Origin of the sequence: Rhizobium leguminosarum (assembly GCF_010668065.1) — a bacterium.
GTDB classification, from domain to species: domain Bacteria; phylum Pseudomonadota; class Alphaproteobacteria; order Rhizobiales; family Rhizobiaceae; genus Rhizobium; species Rhizobium leguminosarum_S.
This window is the reverse complement of the sequence record NZ_WUEN01000002.1, coordinates 622,936-643,392: the sequence shown is the minus strand read 5'-3', so window position 1 is coordinate 643,392 and position 20,457 is coordinate 622,936. Positions and strand designations below refer to the sequence as shown.

The following is a 20,457-nucleotide window of genomic DNA, read 5'->3' as shown; positions in this document are numbered from 1 at the left end:
GGACCGTCACCCGTTGTGTGACGGCAGGCCGGGGCGGTCGAGCCCACCCGGCGACAGCGTGAAGATCTCGCAGCCATCGGGGGTGACGCCGACGGTGTGTTCGTACTGCGCCGACAGCGAGCGGTCGCGGGTGACCGCCGTCCAGCCGTCGGCCAGCACCTTCACATGCGGTCGGCCGAGGTTGATCATCGGCTCGATGGTGAAGATCATGCCTTCGCGCAGCTCTGGCCCCTCATTGGTGCGGCCGTAATGCAGGATATTCGGCGAATCGTGGAACAGCCGGCCGACACCGTGGCCACAGAAATCGCGCACCACCGAACAGCGTTCGGCTTCCGCATAGGTCTGGATCGCCTCGCCGATCGCGCCGGTGCGAGCGCCGGGCCTGACGGCGGCAATGCCGCGCATCAGCGATTCATAGGTGACTTCGAGCAGCCGCTCGGCAGCACGCTTGACGACGCCGACGGGATACATCCGGCTGGAATCGCCGTGCCAGCCGTCGAGCACGAAGGTGACGTCGATATTGACGATATCACCGTCACGCAGCGGCTTGTCGTTCGGAATGCCATGGCAGACGACATGGTTGATCGAGGTGCAGGTCGATTTGGTGTAGCCGCGATAGTTCAGCGTCGCCGGGTAGGCGCCGTGATCCATGCCGAAATCGAAGACGAACCTGTCGATCTCATCGGTCAGCAGGCCGGGCTTGACGATATCGGCAAGCGCATCGAGGCAGCGCGCGGTCAGCTGGCATGCCCTGCGCATGCCCTCGAATGCTTGCTCGTCATAAAGCCGGATGGCGCCCGTATTCTTCGGGGGCGCAGTAGAGGCTTCGATATAGTTCACCATTGCAGTGCCTTAGCGGAGATTGTTAGATTTGTTCATAATGCAGCTATGCCGGGTTCGTCCATCACGATCAACCGCCAGGACGAGATTTCTGAGCGGATCCGGTCCGCCCAACGTGCAGTCTTCCACATCCGTTCGACGGACAATCAACGGTCCGGCTCGAATATCCACAATCTTCCCAAAGGGATAGGATTGATTGCATGAAGCCTCCCCGCTACTCACCGATTGGTGACAGCGGGGAAGGGTCGATCATGCTGAATGAAGCCGTAAATCTTGAAAATTCACTTGGGACCGGCGAGGGGCCGGAACGGCGCGTGCGTGATCGCGGCGCCACCGAGCGCGCCATCCTTGCCGGCGCCAAGGGCCTGCTGGCCGAGGAAGGCTTCCAGAATTTCGGCATCAACGCGGTTGCCCGCCGCGCCGGTTGCGACAAGCAGCTGATCTATCGTTACTATGGCGGCCTCGACGGCCTAGTCGAGGCGATCGGCGCCGATCTCGGCACATGGGTGAAGGATCGCATTCCGGAAGACGCCGGCGGCATGTTCCTGCTCACCTATGGCGACCTGATGGAGCGGCTGTCGCTTCTCCTCCTCGACGCCTTGAGAAACGATCCGCTGATGCGTCGCATCCTCGCCTGGGAGATATCGGAAAACACCGAGCAGGTGAGGCGCTTGTCCGAGGCGCGTTCGAAGGCGCTCGCGCTCTGGCTCGAGCGCATGCGCGGCTCGCTGGCGCCGCCGAAGGGCGTGGATGCCGCAGCCGTCAACGCCGTCGTCATCGCCGCGATCCAGCACCTCGTGCTTGCCGGCGCAGCCGGCGGGCAGTGCGCCGGCCTGTCGCTGAAAACGCCCAAGGACTGGGAGAAGGCGGCACTAGCGCTGAAGCGCATCGTGCGCGGCGTCTACGGCTGATACCGCCTCATCCACAGGGGGCGGGGCCTGCGTTAACCTTAACAAATGGTTTACGTTGCATGGAGGTGCTTAACGCGACAGTCTGGCGGCGAGCAGAGATGGTATGAGTAGAAGCCACGAGTTGACGCCCATGGGAACCAAGATCGCTAAAGTCGCGTTTCTGGTGACGGCGATGATGTTTTTCGCAGTCCTGGCGCTGGATATCGCAATTCCCGCGCTGGTGCTTTGCATCATGGCATTGTCGATCTGGTTGGTCTCCCTCGATCTGCCCGTGGCGCGCAAGCATGGAGGAGAGGCCGCATGAAGTGGTTTCTGATCTTCTGGGCCGGCCCCATCGTCTTTCTGGGCGGATGGTACTGGCTCTCCTATTACGACATGAGTTTCGGCATCTTCATGCTGAGCCGGCAGGTCCATGACCTGACCTTCGAGCTTTACGGCAAGGCGCTCGGCATTCCGCCGGAGACCATCCCGCCGCTCGTTGCCCGCGCGATCGCAGTCGACAGCCTCGTCGTCTTCGCCATCCTGGCCTTCCGGAAGCGCAAGTCGATCATCGCCTGGTGGAAGGCGCGTCAGGCGCTGAATTCGTCTCCATCAGACCTTGCCAGCAAGGAAAGCCTATCGAGCGCGCCCTGAAGGATGAAGCTTGCCGCGGCCGAATCGATTCGTTCGGCCCGCTTGGCGCGCGAGACGTTCATTTCGAGCAGTGTCCGTTCGGCCGCAACCGTCGAAAGCCGCTCATCCCAATAGACGAAGGGCAGCGCCGTCTTTTGCTCCATGTTGCGCACAAAGGCGCGCGTCGCTTGCACGCGCGGACCCGCTGATCCGTCCATATTCATCGGCAGGCCGATGATGAAGCCTGCGACCTTTTCCACTGTGGCGAAATCCAGCAGCGCCTGGGCATCGATGGTGAACTTGACGCGGCGGATCACGGTGCGCGGTGTGGCGAAGCGCCGGCCGAGATCGGACATCGAAAGCCCGATCGTCTTGGTGCCAAGATCGAGGCCGGCAATTGCCTGTCGCGGGGCAAGTGTCTCCGCCATTTCCTCGATTGTCAGCACCGTCATCGCCGTTTCATCCCGTCAAAACAAATTGAAGTCGCCGCCGCTTTTCTTTGCGGCCGCATAAGATATGTCCTTAGGGCATGACGCCGAAAAGTGTGAGCGGTTTTCGGAAACCGGCTTTGCATCACGTAATAAAGGAGACATTTCATGAAGATCACCTGGCTCGGCCATTCCGCCTTCCGCATCGAGACATCAAAGGCGAAGATCCTGCTCGATCCATTCCTCAGCTATAACGCCTCCTTTTCCGGCCAGGATATCAAGGATGTGTCCGCCGGCATCACCCACATCCTGCTGACGCATGGCCATGGCGATCATGTCGGCGATACCGTGGCACTCGCCAGGGAAACTGGGGCTGTCGTTCTCGCCAATGCCGATCTCGCCGCCTGGCTCGGCTCCAAGGGCGTCGACAAGATCGAGATGGGCAATACCGGCGGCACGATCGCGCTCGGCAGCTTTTCGGCAACCTTCACCAATGCGCTGCACTCCTCCGCCCAGATCACCGAGGATGGCGTCTCGCACGCACTCGGCAACGCCAACGGCCTGATGCTGCATTTCGACGACGAAGCCTCGATCCTTGCCATGGGCGATACCGACATTTTCTCCGACATGGCGCTGATCAACGAATTGCACCAGCCTGATATCGGCTTCGTGCCGGTCGGCGACCGCTTCACCATGGGCGGCGCGGTGGCGGCCCTTGCCTGCCGGCGCTATTTCAACTTCAAAACTGCGATCCCCTGCCACTACGGCACCTTTCCGATCATCGACCAGACGGCTGAAAAATTCGTTGCCGGCATGGACGGATCGAAGACGGATGTGAAGGCGATCAGGCCTTCCGAGAGCCTGTCGATCTAACGAAACCCCGTTGCACACGGCGGGCATGGCCTTTATAGCGGGTAGGAAAAATCCTATCCGGAGAATGCCATGTCCGTCGATCTTGCCACCGTGAAGCGCGTCGCCCGCCTTGCCCGTATTGCCGTCTCCGAGGACGAGGCAAATCGCATGGTCGGCGAGCTGAACGGCATCCTTGGCTTCGTCGAGCAACTCTCCGAAGTGAATGTCGACGGCGTCGAGGCGATGACGTCGGTTACCCCGATGGCGATGAAGAAGCGGACCGATGAGGTGACCGACGGCAGCAAGGCAGCCGATATCGTCGCTAATGCGCCCGTCACCGATCACAATTTTTTCTTGGTGCCGAAAGTCGTCGAATAAGGCTTCGAAGCCTCTTTCCGACCCTGTTGCCATTTCCAGATCTGAAGCGAAAACACGATGAGCGAACTCACCAGCCTGACCATTGCCGAAGCCCGCCAGAAGCTGCGCGCCAAGGAAATCACCGCGATCGAACTGACCGAAGCCTATATCTCGGCGATCGATGCGGCCAACGGCCGGCTTAACGCCTATATCAAGATCACGCCGGATCTCGCCCGCGTCATGGCGAAGAACTCCGACGAACGCATCGCCGCCGGCAAGGCGGGCGAACTCGAAGGCATTCCGCTCGGCATCAAGGATCTCTTTGCCACCGTCGGCGTTCACACCCAGGCCTGCAGCCACATTCTCGATGGTTTCGAGCCGCGTTATGAATCGACCGTGACGCAGAACCTCTGGGACGACGGCGCCGTCATGCTCGGCAAGCTGAACATGGACGAGTTCGCCATGGGCTCCTCCAACGAGACCTCGCATTACGGCCCGGTGATCAATCCCTGGCGTGCCGCAGGCTCCAACCAGCAGCTCGTTCCGGGCGGCTCGTCGGGCGGTTCGGCCGCAGCCGTCGCAGCGCATCTTTGCGCCGGCGCCACGGCGACGGATACCGGCGGCTCGATCCGCCAGCCGGCCGCCTTCACCGGCACCGTCGGCATCAAGCCGACCTATGGCCGCTGCTCGCGCTGGGGCACCGTCGCCTTCGCCTCTTCGCTCGACCAGGCAGGCCCGATCGCCCGCGACGTGCGCGATGCCGCCATCCTTTTGAAGTCGATGGCAAGCGTCGACGCAAAGGACACGACATCGGTGGATTTGCCGGTGCCGGATTACGAAGCAGCGCTTGGCCAGTCGCTGAAGGGCATGAAGATCGGCATTCCGAACGAATACCGTGTCGATGGCATGCCGGATGAGATCGAGACCCTCTGGCGCCAGGGCATCGCCTGGCTGAAGGAAGCGGGTGCCGAAATCGTCGACATCTCGCTGCCGCACACCAAATACGCCCTTCCGGCCTATTACATCGTCGCTCCGGCCGAGGCATCCTCGAACCTCGCGCGCTACGACGGCGTGCGCTACGGCCTGCGTGTCGACGGCAAGGATATCGTCGACATGTACGAGAAGACGCGTGCCGCAGGCTTCGGCAAGGAAGTCAAGCGCCGCATCATGATCGGCACCTATGTGCTGTCGGCCGGTTATTACGATGCCTATTATATCCGCGCCCAGAAGGTGCGCACGCTGATCAAGCGCGATTTCGAACTCGCCTTCGACGCCGGCGTCGATGCCATCCTGACGCCGGCAACGCCGTCGTCCGCCTTTGGCGTTGCCGACGAGAACCTCGCCGCCGATCCGGTGAAAATGTATCTGAACGACATCTTCACGGTGACGGTCAACATGGCGGGCCTGCCCGGCATTGCCGTGCCGGCCGGCCTCGACCATAAGGGCCTGCCCCTCGGCCTGCAGCTGATCGGCAAGCCCTTCGACGAGGAAACCCTCTTCAAGACCGCCCATGTCATCGAGCAGGCAGCCGGCCGGTTTACGCCGGCCAAGTGGTGGTAACGGACCTAACGATCCGAAAAATAGCGGCTGCCGACCACGAAGCGGTCGGCACCGTCGGTTTTGCCGCATGGTTGACTGATTGATAGCCGGAACCAGGAGAAGGTTTTATGGCCAGCAATGATCTTGCGCAATTGATCGAGGCATTCGATCGCCTCTCTGCCGGTGGTTTCACCATGGGGGCGGATTGGCAGGCGGTCCACGACATCTGCCAGCGCCACGAAGGCGAACAGCCGTTCGACTGGGGGCACGCCCTTTGCCATCGCATTGAGGGCGATGACTGGAACGCCGACTACTGGTATCGCCGCGCCGGCAAGGCGCGTGGCGCGGGCACGATGGCCGACGAGTGGTCGGCGATGCGGGCGGAACTTTCTGCAAAGGCTTGAGGCGATACCCCGATCGCGCCCGTTCCAGACGCGATCGGGGTGCCACGATTACCTGTTGTTCAGCTGCGACCTGACCAAACTCAGCCCTCTTTCGGTGATCCGGTAGGGGTGGCCGCCTGAGGATTTGATTGCCTTCAGTCGCTTCAGCCTGCGGAAGAGATCGAGGTCGACGCCGGGATAGAGCCAGCCGTCGCGAGTGAAGCAACTGACCGCCTCGATCTTCCTGTCGTCGTCGCGGGTAATTTCAATGCGGCCGCCTTGGGCCATGAGATGCAGGATGCGCTGCTCCGTGCGAGAAATGTCCATGTGTTGAGATCCGGTATCGCGCCCGGCAGGGCGCACAAAAACGATCTGGCGCTCATTCGAACGTCAGGGCTTCGTTTTTTTCGGGCCCATGCGCGCAAGAAAACTTGCGGGCAGGGCCTTTACCGGGTCTCAGGCAGGCTCAACATAAAACACCTCGATAACACCTATTATTCAGCCCGGAAAATTCGGTCAAGAGCGTGTTTGCCTCTCAAAACCAGTCGAAAACCGCGGTTTCGGTCGATCATCCCGTTGGAGCTACTGGTAAAATCCGCGACTCAATGGTCTAGTTGACGGGTAACGCGGAGGTGTCGTTGATCCACATTCGCAATGCCCGCGACGGTGAAGCGGAGCTATTGAGCGAGATCGGGCTGAGGGCCTGGCAAAAGGCGATGGCGTCGATCGGCGAATCGGACGCGATGATCGATGCAGCGCGCAACGCCTTCCGGAACTTCGTGGAAAACGACTGGCTGACCATCACCGTCGTCGAGCAGAACGGCCAGGTCGCAGGCTGGGCAGCGCGCGAGGGATTGGACGAAACCATCTCGGATTTCTGGATCGATCCCGCATTCACCCGCCAGGGCCTTGGTTCGGCCCTTCTCGTCCGCATCGAAAAGGAGATCGCCGATCAGGGCTTCGAGAAGGCGGCGATGCAGACCCATTCCGGCAACAGCGAGGCGATCGGCTTCTTCCGGAAGCACGGCTACAGCATCCATTGGCTCTCGGTCGCCTACAATCCGAAGCTTGATCGCGACGTACCCTCCGTTGGACTGACGAAACAGCTCGTTTCGGACGGCCAAGGTGGATATGGGCAGGAATTCTGACGCTTCAAAAATCCTGAGGAAGCAGAAGGCTCCATTGCGGCACGAAGGCCAGGATAGCAATCAGTCCGCCATGCAGGATCAGGATCGCCGCCAGGATTGACCGGAACGGCTCCTTTCTCGTCTTGTGCCGCAACAGCTGCTGTGCCGCCACCGCACCAAGGCTGCCGCCGATCAGGGCAAGCAAGAGAAGCCTGCGCTCGCTGATGCGCCGCCTGCCGTGGCGGGCCGCCTGCTTGTCGAAGAAATAGATCGAGAATACCAAGAGGTTCAGCGCCAGAAACAGTAAGGCCCATTTGATAATATCGATCATCGTCATGGGGGAACCCTACCGCGGCTGCGTTAATGGACGGCAAAACCGCGATGCGCGCCATGGCGAAAGCCTTGCACCGGCACGCCATTTCCTTTACCTCACCAGTGGAAAAGAACAGCCTGCAAAGAGCATCAGATGACCCTTGTCGACGTCCGCACGCCTGATCCGAAACGCTTCATCCCCGGCGCCACCGGCGACTGGGAAGTCATCGTCGGCATGGAAGTCCATGCCCAGGTGCTGTCCAATTCGAAGCTCTTCTCCGGCGCTTCGACGGAGTTCGGCAAGCCGCAGAATTCGAATGTCTCGATGGTCGACGCTGCCATGCCCGGCATGCTGCCCGTCATCAACGAGGAATGCGTCAGGCAGGCCGTTCGCACCGGCCTCGGCCTGAAAGCCCAGATCAACAAGCGCTCCCTGTTTGATCGCAAGAACTATTTCTATCCCGACCTGCCGCAGGGCTATCAGATCTCGCAGTTCAAGGATCCGATCGTCGGCGAGGGCAAGATCGTCATTTCACTCGGGCCGGACCGCCAGGGCCAGTTCGAGGATATCGAGATCGGCATCGAGCGCCTGCACCTGGAGCAGGATGCCGGCAAGTCGATGCACGACCAGCACGCGACCATGTCCTATGTCGATCTCAACCGTTCCGGCGTTGCCCTGATGGAGATCGTCTCCAAGCCCGACATGCGCTCATCCGACGAGGCCAAGGCCTATATGACCAAGCTGCGCTCGATCGTGCGTTATCTCGGCACCTGCGACGGCAACATGGACGAGGGCTCGATGCGCGCCGACGTCAACGTCTCCGTCCGCCGGCCGGGCGAGGATTTCGGCACGCGTTGCGAGATCAAGAACGTCAACTCCATCCGTTTCATCGGCCAGGCGATCGAATATGAAGCCCGTCGCCAGATCGGCATTCTGGAGGACGGTGGCAAGATCGATCAGGAGACCCGCCTTTTCGACCCGAACAAGGGCGAGACGCGCTCGATGCGCTCCAAGGAGGATGCGCACGACTATCGTTACTTCCCCGATCCGGATCTGCTGCCGCTCGAATTCGAGGACGCCTTCATCAAGGCGCTCGAAGCCGATCTGCCGGAACTGCCTGACGACAAGAAGGAGCGCTTCGTGCGCGAGCTCGGCCTGTCGATCTACGACGCCTCGGTGCTCGTTTCCGAAAAAGCGATCGCCGATTATTTCGAAGCGGTCGCCGCAGGCCGTGACGGCAAGACGGCGGCCAACTGGGTGATCAACGATCTGCTCGGCGCGCTGAACCGCACCGGCAATGACATCGAGCAGACGCCGGTTTCGCCGGCCCAACTCGGCGCCATCATCGATCTCATCAAGGCCGAAACCATCTCCGGCAAGATCGCCAAGGATCTCTTCGAGATCGTGCTCAACGAGGGCGGAGATCCCGCCGAGATCGTCGAAGCGCGTGGCATGAAGCAGGTGACGGATACCGGCGCGATCGAAAAGGCTGTCGACGAGATCATCGCCGCCAATCCGGACCAGGTCGAAAAGGTCAAGGCGAAGCCGACCATGGCGGCATGGTTCGTCGGCCAGGTGATGAAGGCGACCGGCGGCAAGGCCAATCCGCAGGCTGTCCAGGCCCTCGTCAAGGCGAAGCTCGGCATCGAGGAGTAAGCGGTGTATTTCGTCCGCACCGCCGGCGAGCACGACCTGGAGAAGGTGCGCGCCCTCCTGATCGAGAGCTTTCATGCCACCTATGACAGCCTGCATGGCAGAGCCAAGGTGGCGGATCTGATCGCCCATCTCTTTTCGCCGGCGGCGCTGAAGACGCGGCTGGTACGAAAGGATGCCGAATTCCTCGTTGCCGATGACGGCCGCAATATCGGCGGCATGGGTTATGCGGCAATGTCGCAGCAATTGACGAAGACGGTCATGCTGCATCTCCTCTATGTCAGGCCTGCGCTGCAGCGCCATGGTATCGGCCGCGATATCTTCGCCGAGCTCGAAACCTGCTTTCCCGATGCCGAGATCATGCGCCTCGAAGTCGAACCGCAAAACGCTGCCGCGATCGCCTTCTATCGCACGCATGGCTTCACCGAGGTCGGCCGCAACGAGAATAGCGGAGCCGGACAATCCGGCATTCCGGCGCTGATCTTCGAAAAACCACTCGAAGGGCATTGAGAGACTATGGCGGTCGAGTTGCCCGACATTCTCATTCGTCCGGCCCGCCGGGAAGATCTGCCGGCGCTGGTAGCTATGTTTGCCGCCGATGCGCTCGGCGGTCATGGCGATACCACGGAAGCTGAAGCCTTCCCGGATTATCTCGGGGCCTTCGCCGTCATCGAGGCCTCGCCCGACCAGACGCTTTACGTCGCAGAGCGTGGCGGCGAGGTCGTCGGCACGTTTCAGACGATGGTGACGACGTCGCTCACTGGCCGCGGCTCCTCGGCGATGATTATCGAGGCGGTTCAGACACGCGCCGATATGCGCGGGCAGGGTGTCGGCGGACTGATGATCGAATTTGCCATTGCCGAGGCAAAAGGCCGCGGTATCGGGCGGGTTGCGTTGACCTCGAATGCGATACGCAAGGATGCCCATCGTTTCTATGAAAGGCTGGGCTTCAAGCCCTCGCATCTCGGCTTCAAGATGGCTTTGAAATGACCCATGGCCGTCGTGGAATCGCTGGACAATTCGGCTTGGCGACGGCATAAGCGAGGAAACGAATTCTGGTTTGGCTCGCATCTGGCGGGCACAAGGAAAAGACATGTGGAATCTTCTGGTTCAGACCTTTACCTGGTGGAACGGTCAGACGATGGGCACGCGTTTTGCGACCTGGCGTTTTGGCAAGCGCGTCGGCGAGGATGAATTCGGCAACGTCTACTACGAAGGCGGCATGTCCTCCTACGGTCTGCCGAAGCGTTGGGTGATCTACAAGGGTTATGCCGAAGCATCCGCCATTCCGCCGGGCTGGCATGGCTGGATGCATCATCGCACCGATGTTCCCCCCTCCAAGGAAAACTACGTCGCCAAGGATTGGCAGAAGTCGCACCGGCCTAACCATACCGGTTCGCCGCAGGCCTATCGTCCACCAGGCTCCATCGCCGTTCCGGGCGAGCGTCCGCGCGTCACCGGCGATTACGACGCCTGGACGCCGGGCAACTGAGACGGCTCGACCGGGCGATCCCAAGACCCGGCTTTTGGCCACAATTGACCTTTACCCGCAGGTTGACCGCGCTTGACCGCGGCCGTGAACTGAAAATGTCTGGAGACGGGTACATATGAAGCTCTTCACGCGGAACATGGTCCTGCGTGCCGCCGGATCGCTGCTGGCGCTCTCGGCTCTGCTTCCGCCAGTTGCGGCACATGCCGCACGCATCGAAAATCCGGTTGCCGTCTTTTCCGGCCTCGACAAGATCACCGGCCGCATCACGACCTTCGACGTCTATGTCAATGAGACGGTACAGTTCGGTGCGCTGCAGGTGACACCGAAGGCCTGTTATTCGCGCGACCAGTCGGAAGCACAGAAGATCGACGGTTTCGTCGAGGTCGACGAGATCACCCTCGACCGCAAGATCCGCCGCATCTTCACCGGCTGGATGTTCGCTGCCAGCCCCGGCCTCAACGCCGTCGAGCATCCGATCTACGACGTCTGGCTGAAGGAGTGCAAGACCAGCTCGGACGTCCCGGCTCCCGACGGCACCAAGGCGACAGCCCGCTAAAGCGCGTCGCGCTTTAGGTCTTTGTTTCGGCATGTCGTTATCGCAAACCGCTGCGCGCTTTAGCGCGTGCCGCCCGAAGCATGCAGTGTTTGGCTCAAAACTTAAGGTGTGGCGATTCCATCGCCGCGGTAAGCATCGCGGCATAATCGGCCTTCGGAACGTCGATCGCTCCGAACGTCTTCAGGTGCTCGGTGGTGAACTGCGTGTCGAGAAGGGTGAAGCCCCTTTCCCGCAGCCGGTCGACCAGATGAACGAGGCAGATCTTCGAGGCATCCGTTCGGCGCGAGAACATGCTTTCGCCGAAGAAGGCCGAGCCGAGCGAGACGCCGTAGAGGCCGCCGACCAGCTCATCGCCCTCCCAGGCTTCGACGGTATGGGCATGGCCCATGTCGAAGAGCGTCGAATAAAGCGATCTGATCGTCCTGTTGATCCAGGTGCTCGGGCGCCCGGATGTCTCCTCCGCACAGGCAGCGATGACCTGATCGAAAGCGTGATCGAAACGGATCTCGAAGGGTTTCTTGCGCACCGTCTTGGCAAGGCTTTTCGACACATGGAAATGGTCGAACGGCAGCACGCCGCGCAGTTCCGGTTCGACCCAGAAGATCTCTGGGTCGTCGGCGGATTCGGCCATCGGGAAGAGGCCGATGGAATAGGCGCGCAGGAGAATGTCAGGGGTTATGCCTGGTGACTTCCTGCGCGATCCTGCCATTCCTGTCCTATGCCGCCGGTGTGTTGGCGAGGTAGTCTTCCAGCCAGTGGATGTCGTAGTCGCCGTTGGCGATATCCTGGTTGGAGACGAGATCCTGGAACAGCGGCAGCGTCGTATTGATGCCGTCGACGACGAATTCGTCGAGCGCCCGGCGCAGGCGCATCATGCATTCGACGCGGGTGCGGCCGTGCACGATCAGCTTGCCGATGAGGCTGTCGTAATAGGGCGGGATCTTGTAGCCCTGATAGGCACCGGAATCGATGCGCACGCCGAGGCCGCCAGGCGCGTGGAAATGCGTGATCGTGCCCGGCGAAGGCACGAAGGTGCGCGGATGCTCGGCATTGATACGGCACTCGATGGCGTGACCGGAAAAATGCACTTCATCCTGCGTCACCGAGAGACCGCCGCCGGAAGCGACGCGGATCTGCTCATGCACGAGGTCGATGCCGGTGATTGCTTCGGTGATCGGATGCTCCACCTGCAGGCGGGTGTTCATTTCGATGAAATAGAACTCGCCGTTTTCGTAGAGGAATTCGATCGTGCCGGCACCGCGATATTTCAGCTTCTTCATGGCGTCGGCGCAGACTTGGCCGATCTTCATGCGCTGCTCGACGTTGAGTGCCGGCGAATTCGCCTCTTCCCAGACCTTCTGATGGCGCCGCTGCAGCGAGCAGTCGCGCTCGCCGAGATGGATGGCATTGCCTTCGCCGTCGCCGAATACCTGGATTTCGATGTGGCGTGGCTTGCCGAGATATTTTTCCATGTAGACGGCATCGTTGCCGAAGGCGGCTGCCGCTTCCGTGCGGGCCGTCGACCAGGCTTCGATCAGGTCGGCCTCGCTCTTGGCGACCTTCATGCCGCGTCCGCCGCCGCCGGCCGTGGCCTTGATCAGCACGGGATAGCCGATTTCAGCGGCCGTCTTCAGCGCATCCTCTTCGGTCTTCACTTCGCCGTCCGAGCCCGGAACGACGGGAATGCCAAGCTCGAGCGCCGTCGTCTTGGCGGTGATCTTGTCGCCCATGATGCGGATGTGATCCGCCGTCGGCCCAATGAAGGTAATGCCGTGGGCTTCGAGGATATCGGCGAACTTGGCATTCTCCGACAGAAAGCCGTAGCCCGGATGCACGGCGTCGGCGCCGGTGATCTCGCAGGCGGCGACGATCTGATGGATGTTGAGATAGCTCTCGCGCGAGGAGGGCGGGCCGATGCAGACACTTTCGTCGGCAAGGCGCACATGCATGGCATCGGCGTCGGCGGTGGAATGAACCGCGACGCAGGCGATGCCGAGCTCCTTGCAGGCCCGGAGCACGCGAAGGGCGATTTCCCCGCGATTGGCGATGAGGATTTTCGAAATCATGGGCATCGGCCTATTCGATGACGACGAGGGCTTGGCCGTATTCGACGGGATGTCCGTCATCGACGAGGATCTCGGTCACCTTGCCTGACTTCGGTGAGGGGATCTGGTTCATCGTCTTCATCGCTTCGATGATGATCAGCGTCTGGCCTTCCTTGACGGTCGCGCCGACTTCGATGAACGGACGCGCGCCCGGGGCTGGCGCCATGTAGACGGTGCCCACCATCGGTGCATTGACGACATTGGCCGGGTTGCGGCTGGGAACTGCTGCAGGCGCAGCAACGGCTGCCGCGGCGGCTGCGGGCGCGGCATAGCCAGGTGCAGCGATCGGCGCCTGGACATATTGCGGCGTGCCGGCGCGCGAAACGCGGATGCGCAGGTCGTCCTGCTCAACCTCGATCTCCGTCAGATCCGTTTCGTTCAGAATATTGGCGAGATCGCGGATCAGTGCCTGGTCGATACCCGATTTCTTTTCAGCCATGGTGTTGCCCTGTCTTCTTCTTATGCCGTGATGTTCTTCAGCGCGTGGAGCGCCAGGATGTAGCTGTGAGGCCCGAAGCCGCAGATCACGCCTTTGCATGCCGGCGCGATCATCGACTTGTGACGGAATTCTTCCCGTGCATGCACGTTGGATATGTGGAGCTCGACGACGGGAATGGAAATAGCGCGGATCGCATCATGCAGCGCGACCGATGTATGCGTATAGGCGCCTGCATTGATGGCAACGCCGACGGCCTTTTCGTCGGCCTCATGGAACCAGTCGACGAGCGTGCCTTCGTGGTTGCTCTGGCGGAAGTCGATATCGAGGCCGAATTCGCGGCCTGCGGCCTTGCAGTCTGCCTCGATGTCCTTGAGCGTCTTGCCGCCATAAATGCCGGGCTCTCGTTTACCCAGCATGTTGAGGTTGGGGCCGTTCAGGACAAAAATCGTTTGCGTCATCGAATGTTCCGTAAAATGTACGACGGCAACCTATAGACTCCGCGAAGGCTGAATGAAAGCCCTTACGGATTGGCCAGCGGCAATCGTGCCACATTTGTCCACATGGTTGAAACACTTCGATTTTGGCGATTTGATGGGCTGACGGCTGGCGACTGGTTTGCTCAGCAGGCGGTCTTGCCGCAGCTGCGCATGTTCTTGACCTTAGCTTCGAGATCGTCGAGGCCGACGGCGCCGGGCACCAGTTCGTTGCCGATCACATAGGAGGGCGTGCCGCTGATGCCGAGACTGGAGGCGAGCTGGTAGGTCGCCTGGACTATACCGTCATTCGGGCTCTTTGCCATCTCGGCGCGAATCCTGTCCTCGCTGACGCCGAGCGAAGCGGCGACCGCGACCGCTGTTTCGTCGGAGGCACGGCCTTCGGTGCCGAGAAGGGCGACGTGGAAATCGGCATACTTCTCCGGTGCGAGCTTGCGGAAGGCGTCGGCCACCTTGTGGGCGGCGACTGAATCCGGCCCGAGGATCGGGAATTCCTTGAGGACGAAACGGACGTTTTTGTCCTTCTTCAGCATCGCCTGCATGTCGGGAAGCGCATGGCGGCAGTAGCTGCAATTATAATCGAAGAATTCGACGACAGTGACATCGCCCTTGGGATTGCCGAGCGTGACGTCGTTCTTCGATTCGAAGATGTCGGTGGCGTTCTCTTCGATCGCCATATTGGCCTTCACCGACCGCTGGGCCTCCTGCTTCTTCTGCAGCGCATCCTGAACTTCGAGCATGATCTCGGGGTTCTCGATCAGGTATTGCTTGATGAATTCGCCGAACTCCTTCTTCTGCTGGTCGTCGAGCGCTGCCGCCGGAAGCGGAAGGGCGATCGATGCGGCAAGCGCCAGTGCGGTGAAGGTCTTCGGGAAGAATGCCATGATATCCTCGTCATCGGCGATATGGTCGTCTCTTCATCGAGAAGACCGTCGCCGGGTTAATGGACTTGAATGCGTCGCGTCAAGGTACGGTGCGTTCGGTTCTGCTCAAACCAGAATTTTTCGTCCCCGCGCGGCCCTCGCGGGATTGTGATGAGCCGATTAATGCGGCAATTGTCGGGCCGTGATTGCAGAAGCTGAGCGAGAAACGATCTTGTTTTCCATATCGAAACGCAGCGAAGTCGAGCCTTTTCACGCCATGGACGTCCTGGCGGAGGCGACGAAGCGGCGTGCGGCCGGCCATCCCGTCATCTCGATGGCGGTTGGCCAGCCTTCGCATCCGGCGCCTCAGGCGGCCCTCGAAGCGGCGCGCGCAGCCCTTGCCGAAGGCCGGATCGGTTATACCGATGCGCTGGGCACGGCACGGCTGAAATCGGCGCTCGCCGGGCACTACAAGGATCGCCACGGCCTGGAGATCGATCCCAGACGCATCGCCATCACCACAGGTTCCTCGGCCGGCTTCAATCTCGCCTTCCTGTCGCTCTTCGATGCCGGCGATGCGGTGGCGATCGCAAGACCCGGTTATCCCGCCTATCGCAATATCCTCGGCGCGCTGGGTCTGAAGGTTCTCGAAGTGCCGGTAACGGCCGAGACCCACTTCACCCTGACGCCGCAAAGCCTCGAAGCGGCGCAGAAGGAAAGCGGCATCACGCTGAAAGGCGTGCTGCTCGCAAGCCCCGCCAATCCGACTGGCACGGTGACCGGCCGCGATGGGCTGAAGGCGCTTTCGGATTACTGCGCGGCCCATTCCATCGCTTTCATCTCCGATGAAATCTACCACGGGCTGACCTTCGCAGGCGAGGAGGCGAGCGCGTTGGAGCTGACCGACGAGGCGATCGTCATCAACTCCTTCTCCAAATATTATTGCATGACCGGCTGGCGAATCGGCTGGATGGTGCTTCCCGAGCGCCTGGTTCGGCCGATCGAGCGGGTAGCGCAGAGCCTCTATATTTCCCCGCCCGAGCTTTCCCAGATCGCCGCCACGGCCGCTCTAAGCGCCGGCGCCGAGCTCGATCGTTACAAGGTCAGTTACGCCGCCAACCGCGATTTGCTGATGCGGCGACTGCCGCAGATCGGGTTTTCCATTGCCTCGCCGATGGACGGGGCCTTCTACGCCTATCTCGACGTCACCCGCTTCACCAATGACAGCATGGGCTTCGCCAAACGTATGCTCGCGGAAATCGACGTCGCCGCCACGCCCGGTCTCGATTTCGATCCGCTGGAGGGAAATCGAACGCTGCGTCTGTCCTATGCGGGCTCGCAAGCGGAAATCGCCGAGGCGGTGGAGCGAATCGCAGCCTGGTTGAAGTAACGTCCGCTGCCGGGCAAGCGGCAGTGCGCTCTCCAATCCTCAGCTGCGTCGCGAAAACAGCGAAGCAAAGGTCGAAGACGGTTTGTTGTTCAACCGCGGCACCACCACGAGCTGCTTGATGTCGCCGCGCTTGTAGGCGGCGAGGAAGCGGCGGTAGTCCTTGAAGGAGACGCAGCCGTTGGAATCGCCGTTCTTGCCGAGCATGTAGGTGTGGGCGAGCAGGCCGACACGGTCATAGATGGCGTCCGAACCTTCGACCGGCGTCAGCCGCAGCGCCTCGACGCCATGGAAAAGGCTCTCGCGCATGGTGAGGGCATAGGTATGCGGCGGTGTCGGTCCGCGCATCTTCTTGTTGGCGAAACGCGGCTTGTCGCGCATCTTGCCGAGCCCGGAATGGGCCTCGAGCCGCTCGCCGTTCGGCAGATAGACGGTGCTGTTCTCGATATCGTAGATCGCCACGCCTGCGCGCAGCTTCGGCGAGAAGACCGGCTTGTCGTAGCGCGGCACTGCATCGTCCTCGTCATCCTCGATCGGCGAGTTCGGCTCGGCGTAGGCAAGCACAGGCTCGGCTGAGCGCTCAGAACCCTTGGGGGCCGGCGTCGGTTTGCCGATGAGTCCGTCAGGACGCGCCATCGGCAGCGGCACCGAACCTTCGTCCGGCGCCAGCACGAGATCGAAGGGTGGCGCGTCTTCCGTGGCGGCGACGACCACCGGAGCTGGTTCCGATGCGGGAATGGAGGCCGTTTTGAGGGGAGATGCGGTTGGCTCGACCGGAGCCGGCGCGATTTGCCGGGATCCGGCATCGGCAAGAGCAAGCAGGGTCGGGAGTTCGGCTGCGGCGACCGCCTCTTTCGAGGGAACGATGATCCGGTCGCCGTCGTCTTCTTCCGTCTCGGCCGAGGCGAGCTCGACCGGCGCCGCCGCGATCACATCGTCCTTGCGGAATTTGGCGCTGTCGGAAATCGCCGCCACGACCGGCTGTTCGGCAGCCATGACAAGCCGGTTGTTTTTGGCGAGAACCGCAAGCGCCGTTGCAGCGGCGGCGGTCTTTTCTGCATGGGATTGAATGAGGCTCGCCGTCAGCGGGACCTTCGGCTTCGCATCGAAGGCGGCCAGCCGGTCGGCCTTGCCGACATGGATCAGCCTCTCATGGCGCGTTGACGGCGCCACCTTCGGCGCAGCCGCCACCTGTGCCAGGCGATCGGACGGAGAATAGGGAGCGGCTATCGAGTGCATCGTCGCGAAGGTCGCGATCAGCCAAGTGGAGGTCAGAAATCCGGCGCCGACAACACCGTAAAGGAAACTGCGAGATCTGCGCCAACGGAAAGCAGATCCGCCAAGAGGGGTGACGTCATCGAACGTCCCGACCGCACACGCCATACTACACTCGTCTTTCAAACTCGCTACGCAGGCCGGCGGCACTGACTGACTACACTTCGCCGGGGCCGGTACAGGCGCAAATGGGCCGAATTTAGACCACCCACGACGTCCGACTGTCTCGCAAGGATGACGAATTATGGTTTCTAATTTGTTTACGCGGCGTCGCTCTGTCTTTCGACGTCTCAAAAAGAGATGCGTTGGGCCTTCTCAGGCGCGCTCCATCACATAACTTCCCGGCGCTTCCTCGATCGCGTTCAACGCATCGCCGCCGGGTTTGCGTGCCGGCACGCGTCTGCCGTCATGCGTCTCGATCCAGGCCTGCCAATGCGGCCACCATGATCCCGGCGTCTCCGTCGCCTGCTCGAGCCAGGTCTCGTAGTCTCCCTTGGCGGGGCCGCCCGTCCAGAATTGATACTTCTTCCTGTCGGGCGGATTGACGACGCCGGCGATGTGTCCGGAGCCGGTCACGACGAATTCCACCTTGCCGCCGAAGAACCGGCTGCCGAGGAAGACGGACTTGGCAGGGGCGATGTGATCCTCGCGGGTGGCGAGATTATAGATCGGGATCTTCACGTCCTTCAGCGACACGGACTTGCCGTCGAGGATCATCTCGTTCTGCGTCAGCGCATTCTTGAGATAGCAATTGCGCAGGTAGAAGGCATGGTTTGCCGCTGCCATGCGGGTCGAATCGGCGTTCCAGAACAACAGGTCGAAGGGCAGGGGATCCTGGCCCTTGAGGTAGTTGTTGACGAAATAAGGCCAGATCAGCTCGGAGGCGCGCAACATGTTGAAGGCCATCGACATCTTCGTGCCATCGAGATAACCGGCCGCCTGCATATGCTCTTCGAGCGCTTCAAGCTGCTCCTCGTCGACGAAGATTTTGAGGTCGCCGGCATGGGTGAAGTCGACCTGGGTGGTGAAGAGTGTCGCGGTTTTGATGCGCTTGTTCTTCTCCTTGGCATGCAGCGCCAGTGTCGCGGCAAGCAGAGTGCCGCCGACGCAGTAGCCGACGGTGTTGACGTCCTTCTCGCCGGTCGCCTTCTCGATTGTATCAAGCGCGAAATCGATGCCCTCGCGGGCATAGGCCGCCCAGTCCTTGTCGGCGTGGCGCGCATCCGGGTTGACCCAGGAAATGACGAAGACCGTCTGACCCTGGTCGACGCACCATTTGATGAAGGATTTTTGCGGATTGAGGTCGAGAATATAGAACTTGTTGATCCAGGGCGGGCAGATCAACAGCGGCCGCTTCAGCACCGTTTCGGTCGAAGCCTCGTACTGGATGATCTGGCAGATGTCGTTCTGGGCGATCACCTTGCCTGGCGTCAGCGCCATGTCGCGGCCGACGGCGAATTTCGTCATGTCGGTCTGGCGAAGGCGAAGGTCGCCATGTCCGGCGGCGATATCCTCGGCCAGCATCTTCATCCCGCGCACCAGATTGGCGCCGCTGGTCGCGATCGTCTCGCGGTAGAGCTGCGGATTGGTGGCGATGAAGTTGGTCGGCGAAAGCGCTGCCGTGATCTGCTTCACGTAGAAGCCGGCCTTGTGTTTGGTGTGCTCGTCGAGGCCCTCGGTCTCCGACACCATCTTTTCCACCCAGTCCGTCGTCACCAAATAGACCTGGCGGAGAAAATCGAAGAACGGATTCTTCTGCCAGTCCTCGTCCGAAAAGCGCTTGTCCTTGCGGGTGTCGGGCTCGGGTGGCGTGGGATCGCCCTGCATTCGCTGCATCGAGCGCATCCAGATGCCGAAGAACGAGGACATCAGCTGCGTCTGTGCCTCGAAGGTGCGGCGCGGATCGGAAATCCAGTATTCGGTGACCTTGGAAAGCGTCTTGACCATGTCGGTCATCGGATCCGCGGCGCTTTCGGTGATCTCGCCGCGTTCGCGCGGCGCAAGCCAGGCAGACGCTGCTTGTCCGAGATTTTCGAGCGCCCGAGCGAAATTCATCGCCATGGCCTCAGGATCCTTCAACAGATAGGGATCGAGATCGGTCGCGTCGAAGCCGGCCTTGCCGCCATTCTCCTGCTTGCTGTCGGTCACCATTTCCTCCGGCGGCAGCACCACTCTTTTTATCCATTCGTTGTACATCGTGATCGAACGAGAAAACAAGTTCCACCCGCATCGGCTCATGCTATTGCTTTGTGGCTGCGACAAATTTAACAGTCGAAGCAGTCAAAACTGGATTTTTGAGGCATGACGAAGAACGGCATTCGGCGCATCGCAACCTTCAACCGCACCGCACTGATCTGCGCCGCGGCGGCGATGGCTCTTGCCGGATGCAATCTGACGGCGGAACAAAAAGCCGCAGCCGCCGCCAAGCGAGCGGCGCCGACCGCCGTCGTCATGCCTGCCACCAAGGGCGAGGCGGCCGAGGGCGGCCTTGCAAAATACCCGGACGGCTATCCGAATTTCGGCGCGCCGCTGACCGCCGCCAATGTCCAGATGAGCGACGAGCAGGCGGCCGAACTGCAGCATCAGCTGACGGCACTTGCCGCCCGGCGCAAGGCAGGGGCGCTTTCGGAAGCCGAATATCAGGCCAAGGTCGCCGAAATGCGGCGTCTCGCCGCCGAGCACGGCACTGATACGCTGTCTGAAATCTCCAAATAGACCTTGCCTTTCAGGCAATTTGGACGCAAAGCCTTCGGCAAGGATCGGAAGATACAATTTTCCCGATAAAGCGCGTTACGCGGCCTTTCCGTCAAAGATTCGCCGCGTCGCTTGGG

General features: G+C 61.1%; 26 protein-coding genes. 15 read left to right on the top strand and 11 right to left on the bottom strand.

Annotated elements, in window-relative coordinates; genetic code table 11:
* Positions 1 to 6 precede the first annotated feature (6 nt).
* Positions 7 to 843 (bottom strand): type I methionyl aminopeptidase, encoded by an 837-nt coding sequence (map, locus tag GR198_RS07655; protein WP_029873109.1) that lies wholly within the window; start codon positions 841 to 843, stop codon positions 7 to 9.
* A gap of 248 nt (positions 844 to 1,091) precedes the next feature.
* On the opposite strand from map, the gene GR198_RS07650 reads away from it, so the two are divergent.
* The 3 genes from GR198_RS07650 (at position 1,092) to GR198_RS07640 (ending at position 2,384) form a co-directional block, all read left to right on the top strand.
* A complete protein-coding gene (locus tag GR198_RS07650; protein WP_029873110.1) occupies positions 1,092 to 1,751 on the top strand; it encodes a TetR/AcrR family transcriptional regulator in 660 nt (219 codons plus the stop codon).
* A 103-nt stretch (positions 1,752 to 1,854) separates the two neighbouring features.
* Positions 1,855 to 2,055, top strand: a complete 201-nt coding sequence (locus GR198_RS07645) for a hypothetical protein (RefSeq protein WP_017991218.1) — start codon at positions 1,855 to 1,857, stop codon at positions 2,053 to 2,055.
* Positions 2,052 to 2,384, top strand: coding sequence for a DUF6105 family protein (locus GR198_RS07640; RefSeq protein ID WP_017991219.1), 333 nt, complete (start codon positions 2,052 to 2,054; stop codon positions 2,382 to 2,384). The genes GR198_RS07645 and GR198_RS07640 overlap by 4 nt, the downstream gene beginning before the upstream one ends.
* On the opposite strand, the gene ruvX is transcribed toward GR198_RS07640, so the two are convergent.
* Entirely contained in the window at positions 2,321 to 2,815 is a 495-nt protein-coding gene (gene ruvX / locus GR198_RS07635; protein WP_029873111.1) for a Holliday junction resolvase RuvX, read from the bottom strand. The genes GR198_RS07640 and ruvX overlap by 64 nt on opposite strands.
* A 144-nt stretch (positions 2,816 to 2,959) precedes the next feature.
* Here ruvX and GR198_RS07630 point away from each other — a divergent pair, with 144 nt between their 5' ends.
* The 4 genes from GR198_RS07630 (at position 2,960) to GR198_RS07615 (ending at position 5,943) form a co-directional block, all read left to right on the top strand.
* Complete coding sequence (locus GR198_RS07630) at positions 2,960 to 3,664, top strand: metal-dependent hydrolase (RefSeq protein ID WP_029873112.1); 705 nt, start codon at positions 2,960 to 2,962, stop codon at positions 3,662 to 3,664.
* A gap of 69 nt (positions 3,665 to 3,733) precedes the next feature.
* Complete coding sequence (gene gatC / locus GR198_RS07625) at positions 3,734 to 4,021, top strand: Asp-tRNA(Asn)/Glu-tRNA(Gln) amidotransferase subunit GatC (RefSeq protein WP_003558942.1); 288 nt, start codon at positions 3,734 to 3,736, stop codon at positions 4,019 to 4,021.
* A 57-nt stretch (positions 4,022 to 4,078) separates the two neighbouring features.
* A complete protein-coding gene (gene gatA / locus GR198_RS07620; protein WP_029873113.1) occupies positions 4,079 to 5,560 on the top strand; it encodes an Asp-tRNA(Asn)/Glu-tRNA(Gln) amidotransferase subunit GatA in 1,482 nt (493 codons plus the stop codon).
* A gap of 107 nt (positions 5,561 to 5,667) precedes the next feature.
* On the top strand, positions 5,668 to 5,943 hold the full coding sequence (locus GR198_RS07615; protein WP_029873114.1) for a hypothetical protein: 276 nt from the start codon (positions 5,668 to 5,670) through the stop codon (positions 5,941 to 5,943).
* Positions 5,944 to 5,991: 48 nt separating this feature from the next.
* Here the strand turns inward: GR198_RS07615 and GR198_RS07610 are convergent, their stop codons facing one another.
* Positions 5,992 to 6,249 carry a YjhX family toxin gene (locus GR198_RS07610; RefSeq protein WP_029873115.1) on the bottom strand — a complete coding sequence of 86 codons (258 nt, stop codon included), beginning with the start codon at positions 6,247 to 6,249 and terminating at the stop codon, positions 5,992 to 5,994.
* Between the two features lie 311 nt (positions 6,250 to 6,560).
* Here GR198_RS07610 and GR198_RS07605 point away from each other — a divergent pair, with 311 nt between their 5' ends.
* Complete coding sequence (locus GR198_RS07605) at positions 6,561 to 7,070, top strand: GNAT family N-acetyltransferase (RefSeq protein WP_003539063.1); 510 nt, start codon at positions 6,561 to 6,563, stop codon at positions 7,068 to 7,070.
* A gap of 4 nt (positions 7,071 to 7,074) precedes the next feature.
* On the opposite strand, the gene GR198_RS07600 is transcribed toward GR198_RS07605, so the two are convergent.
* The gene (locus tag GR198_RS07600; protein WP_164068156.1) at positions 7,075 to 7,386 is read right to left on the bottom strand and encodes a DUF1294 domain-containing protein; all 312 of its coding nucleotides are present in this window, start codon (positions 7,384 to 7,386) and stop codon (positions 7,075 to 7,077) included.
* A gap of 129 nt (positions 7,387 to 7,515) precedes the next feature.
* On the opposite strand from GR198_RS07600, the gene gatB reads away from it, so the two are divergent.
* The 5 genes from gatB to GR198_RS07575 all read left to right on the top strand — a co-directional run bounded on the left by gatB (position 7,516) and on the right by GR198_RS07575 (position 11,063).
* Positions 7,516 to 9,018 carry an Asp-tRNA(Asn)/Glu-tRNA(Gln) amidotransferase subunit GatB gene (gene gatB / locus GR198_RS07595; protein ID WP_029873117.1) on the top strand — a complete coding sequence of 501 codons (1,503 nt, stop codon included), beginning with the start codon at positions 7,516 to 7,518 and terminating at the stop codon, positions 9,016 to 9,018.
* A 3-nt stretch (positions 9,019 to 9,021) separates the two neighbouring features.
* The gene (locus GR198_RS07590) at positions 9,022 to 9,525 is read left to right on the top strand and encodes a GNAT family N-acetyltransferase (protein ID WP_029873118.1); all 504 of its coding nucleotides are present in this window, start codon (positions 9,022 to 9,024) and stop codon (positions 9,523 to 9,525) included.
* Between the two features lie 6 nt (positions 9,526 to 9,531).
* Entirely contained in the window at positions 9,532 to 10,005 is a 474-nt protein-coding gene (locus GR198_RS07585; protein ID WP_164052131.1) for a GNAT family N-acetyltransferase, read from the top strand.
* 103 nt (positions 10,006 to 10,108) lie between these two features.
* On the top strand, positions 10,109 to 10,507 hold the full coding sequence (locus GR198_RS07580) for an NADH:ubiquinone oxidoreductase subunit NDUFA12 (RefSeq protein WP_018073408.1): 399 nt from the start codon (positions 10,109 to 10,111) through the stop codon (positions 10,505 to 10,507).
* Positions 10,508 to 10,622: 115 nt separating this feature from the next.
* Positions 10,623 to 11,063 (top strand): DUF2155 domain-containing protein, encoded by a 441-nt coding sequence (locus GR198_RS07575; RefSeq protein WP_029873120.1) that lies wholly within the window; start codon positions 10,623 to 10,625, stop codon positions 11,061 to 11,063.
* A 94-nt stretch (positions 11,064 to 11,157) separates the two neighbouring features.
* On the opposite strand, the gene aat is transcribed toward GR198_RS07575, so the two are convergent.
* The 5 genes from aat to GR198_RS07550 form a co-directional block, all read right to left on the bottom strand.
* A complete protein-coding gene (aat, locus tag GR198_RS07570) occupies positions 11,158 to 11,772 on the bottom strand; it encodes a leucyl/phenylalanyl-tRNA--protein transferase (RefSeq protein WP_029873121.1) in 615 nt (204 codons plus the stop codon).
* A gap of 7 nt (positions 11,773 to 11,779) precedes the next feature.
* Entirely contained in the window at positions 11,780 to 13,135 is a 1,356-nt protein-coding gene (gene accC, locus GR198_RS07565; RefSeq protein WP_029873122.1) for an acetyl-CoA carboxylase biotin carboxylase subunit, read from the bottom strand.
* Between the two features lie 4 nt (positions 13,136 to 13,139).
* Positions 13,140 to 13,607, bottom strand: a complete 468-nt coding sequence (gene accB / locus GR198_RS07560) for an acetyl-CoA carboxylase biotin carboxyl carrier protein (protein WP_029873123.1) — start codon at positions 13,605 to 13,607, stop codon at positions 13,140 to 13,142.
* A gap of 20 nt (positions 13,608 to 13,627) precedes the next feature.
* Positions 13,628 to 14,065, bottom strand: coding sequence for a type II 3-dehydroquinate dehydratase (aroQ, locus tag GR198_RS07555; protein ID WP_029873124.1), 438 nt, complete (start codon positions 14,063 to 14,065; stop codon positions 13,628 to 13,630).
* A 161-nt stretch (positions 14,066 to 14,226) separates the two neighbouring features.
* Positions 14,227 to 14,985: a DsbA family protein gene (locus GR198_RS07550; protein ID WP_164068154.1), complete on the bottom strand. Its 759-nt coding sequence runs from the start codon at positions 14,983 to 14,985 to the stop codon at positions 14,227 to 14,229.
* Positions 14,986 to 15,196: 211 nt separating this feature from the next.
* On the opposite strand from GR198_RS07550, the gene GR198_RS07545 reads away from it, so the two are divergent.
* Positions 15,197 to 16,354, top strand: a complete 1,158-nt coding sequence (locus GR198_RS07545) for a pyridoxal phosphate-dependent aminotransferase (RefSeq protein WP_029873126.1) — start codon at positions 15,197 to 15,199, stop codon at positions 16,352 to 16,354.
* Between the two features lie 39 nt (positions 16,355 to 16,393).
* On the opposite strand, the gene GR198_RS07540 is transcribed toward GR198_RS07545, so the two are convergent.
* Both GR198_RS07540 and GR198_RS07535 read right to left on the bottom strand, forming a co-directional pair.
* Positions 16,394 to 17,734, bottom strand: a complete 1,341-nt coding sequence (locus GR198_RS07540; RefSeq protein ID WP_164068152.1) for a DUF2778 domain-containing protein — start codon at positions 17,732 to 17,734, stop codon at positions 16,394 to 16,396.
* Between the two features lie 207 nt (positions 17,735 to 17,941).
* A complete protein-coding gene (locus GR198_RS07535) occupies positions 17,942 to 19,777 on the bottom strand; it encodes a PHA/PHB synthase family protein (protein ID WP_246711074.1) in 1,836 nt (611 codons plus the stop codon).
* A gap of 150 nt (positions 19,778 to 19,927) precedes the next feature.
* Here GR198_RS07535 and GR198_RS07530 point away from each other — a divergent pair, with 150 nt between their 5' ends.
* Positions 19,928 to 20,341, top strand: coding sequence for a hypothetical protein (locus GR198_RS07530; RefSeq protein ID WP_020049736.1), 414 nt, complete (start codon positions 19,928 to 19,930; stop codon positions 20,339 to 20,341).
* The last annotated feature ends 116 nt before the right edge of the window (positions 20,342 to 20,457 follow it).

Coding starts and splice junctions, on each gene's coding strand:
- GR198_RS07580 (WP_018073408.1), top strand. CDS start 10,109: ATGTGGAATCTTCTGGTTCAGACCTTTACCTGGTGGAACGGTCAGACG.
- GR198_RS07615 (WP_029873114.1), top strand. CDS start 5,668: ATGGCCAGCAATGATCTTGCGCAATTGATCGAGGCATTCGATCGCCTC.
- GR198_RS07640 (WP_017991219.1), top strand. CDS start 2,052: ATGAAGTGGTTTCTGATCTTCTGGGCCGGCCCCATCGTCTTTCTGGGC.
- GR198_RS07585 (WP_164052131.1), top strand. CDS start 9,532: ATGGCGGTCGAGTTGCCCGACATTCTCATTCGTCCGGCCCGCCGGGAA.
- accB (WP_029873123.1), bottom strand. CDS start 13,607: ATGGCTGAAAAGAAATCGGGTATCGACCAGGCACTGATCCGCGATCTC.
- aat (WP_029873121.1), bottom strand. CDS start 11,772: ATGGCAGGATCGCGCAGGAAGTCACCAGGCATAACCCCTGACATTCTC.
- aroQ (WP_029873124.1), bottom strand. CDS start 14,065: ATGACGCAAACGATTTTTGTCCTGAACGGCCCCAACCTCAACATGCTG.
- GR198_RS07530 (WP_020049736.1), top strand. CDS start 19,928: ATGACGAAGAACGGCATTCGGCGCATCGCAACCTTCAACCGCACCGCA.
- GR198_RS07550 (WP_164068154.1), bottom strand. CDS start 14,985: ATGGCATTCTTCCCGAAGACCTTCACCGCACTGGCGCTTGCCGCATCG.
- GR198_RS07540 (WP_164068152.1), bottom strand. CDS start 17,734: ATGGCGTGTGCGGTCGGGACGTTCGATGACGTCACCCCTCTTGGCGGA.
- ruvX (WP_029873111.1), bottom strand. CDS start 2,815: ATGACGGTGCTGACAATCGAGGAAATGGCGGAGACACTTGCCCCGCGA.
- GR198_RS07650 (WP_029873110.1), top strand. CDS start 1,092: ATGCTGAATGAAGCCGTAAATCTTGAAAATTCACTTGGGACCGGCGAG.
- GR198_RS07610 (WP_029873115.1), bottom strand. CDS start 6,249: ATGGACATTTCTCGCACGGAGCAGCGCATCCTGCATCTCATGGCCCAA.
- gatA (WP_029873113.1), top strand. CDS start 4,079: ATGAGCGAACTCACCAGCCTGACCATTGCCGAAGCCCGCCAGAAGCTG.
- accC (WP_029873122.1), bottom strand. CDS start 13,135: ATGCCCATGATTTCGAAAATCCTCATCGCCAATCGCGGGGAAATCGCC.
- GR198_RS07535 (WP_246711074.1), bottom strand. CDS start 19,777: ATGGTGACCGACAGCAAGCAGGAGAATGGCGGCAAGGCCGGCTTCGAC.
- GR198_RS07645 (WP_017991218.1), top strand. CDS start 1,855: ATGAGTAGAAGCCACGAGTTGACGCCCATGGGAACCAAGATCGCTAAA.
- gatB (WP_029873117.1), top strand. CDS start 7,516: ATGACCCTTGTCGACGTCCGCACGCCTGATCCGAAACGCTTCATCCCC.
- gatC (WP_003558942.1), top strand. CDS start 3,734: ATGTCCGTCGATCTTGCCACCGTGAAGCGCGTCGCCCGCCTTGCCCGT.
- GR198_RS07630 (WP_029873112.1), top strand. CDS start 2,960: ATGAAGATCACCTGGCTCGGCCATTCCGCCTTCCGCATCGAGACATCA.
- GR198_RS07575 (WP_029873120.1), top strand. CDS start 10,623: ATGAAGCTCTTCACGCGGAACATGGTCCTGCGTGCCGCCGGATCGCTG.
- GR198_RS07600 (WP_164068156.1), bottom strand. CDS start 7,386: ATGACGATGATCGATATTATCAAATGGGCCTTACTGTTTCTGGCGCTG.
- map (WP_029873109.1), bottom strand. CDS start 843: ATGGTGAACTATATCGAAGCCTCTACTGCGCCCCCGAAGAATACGGGC.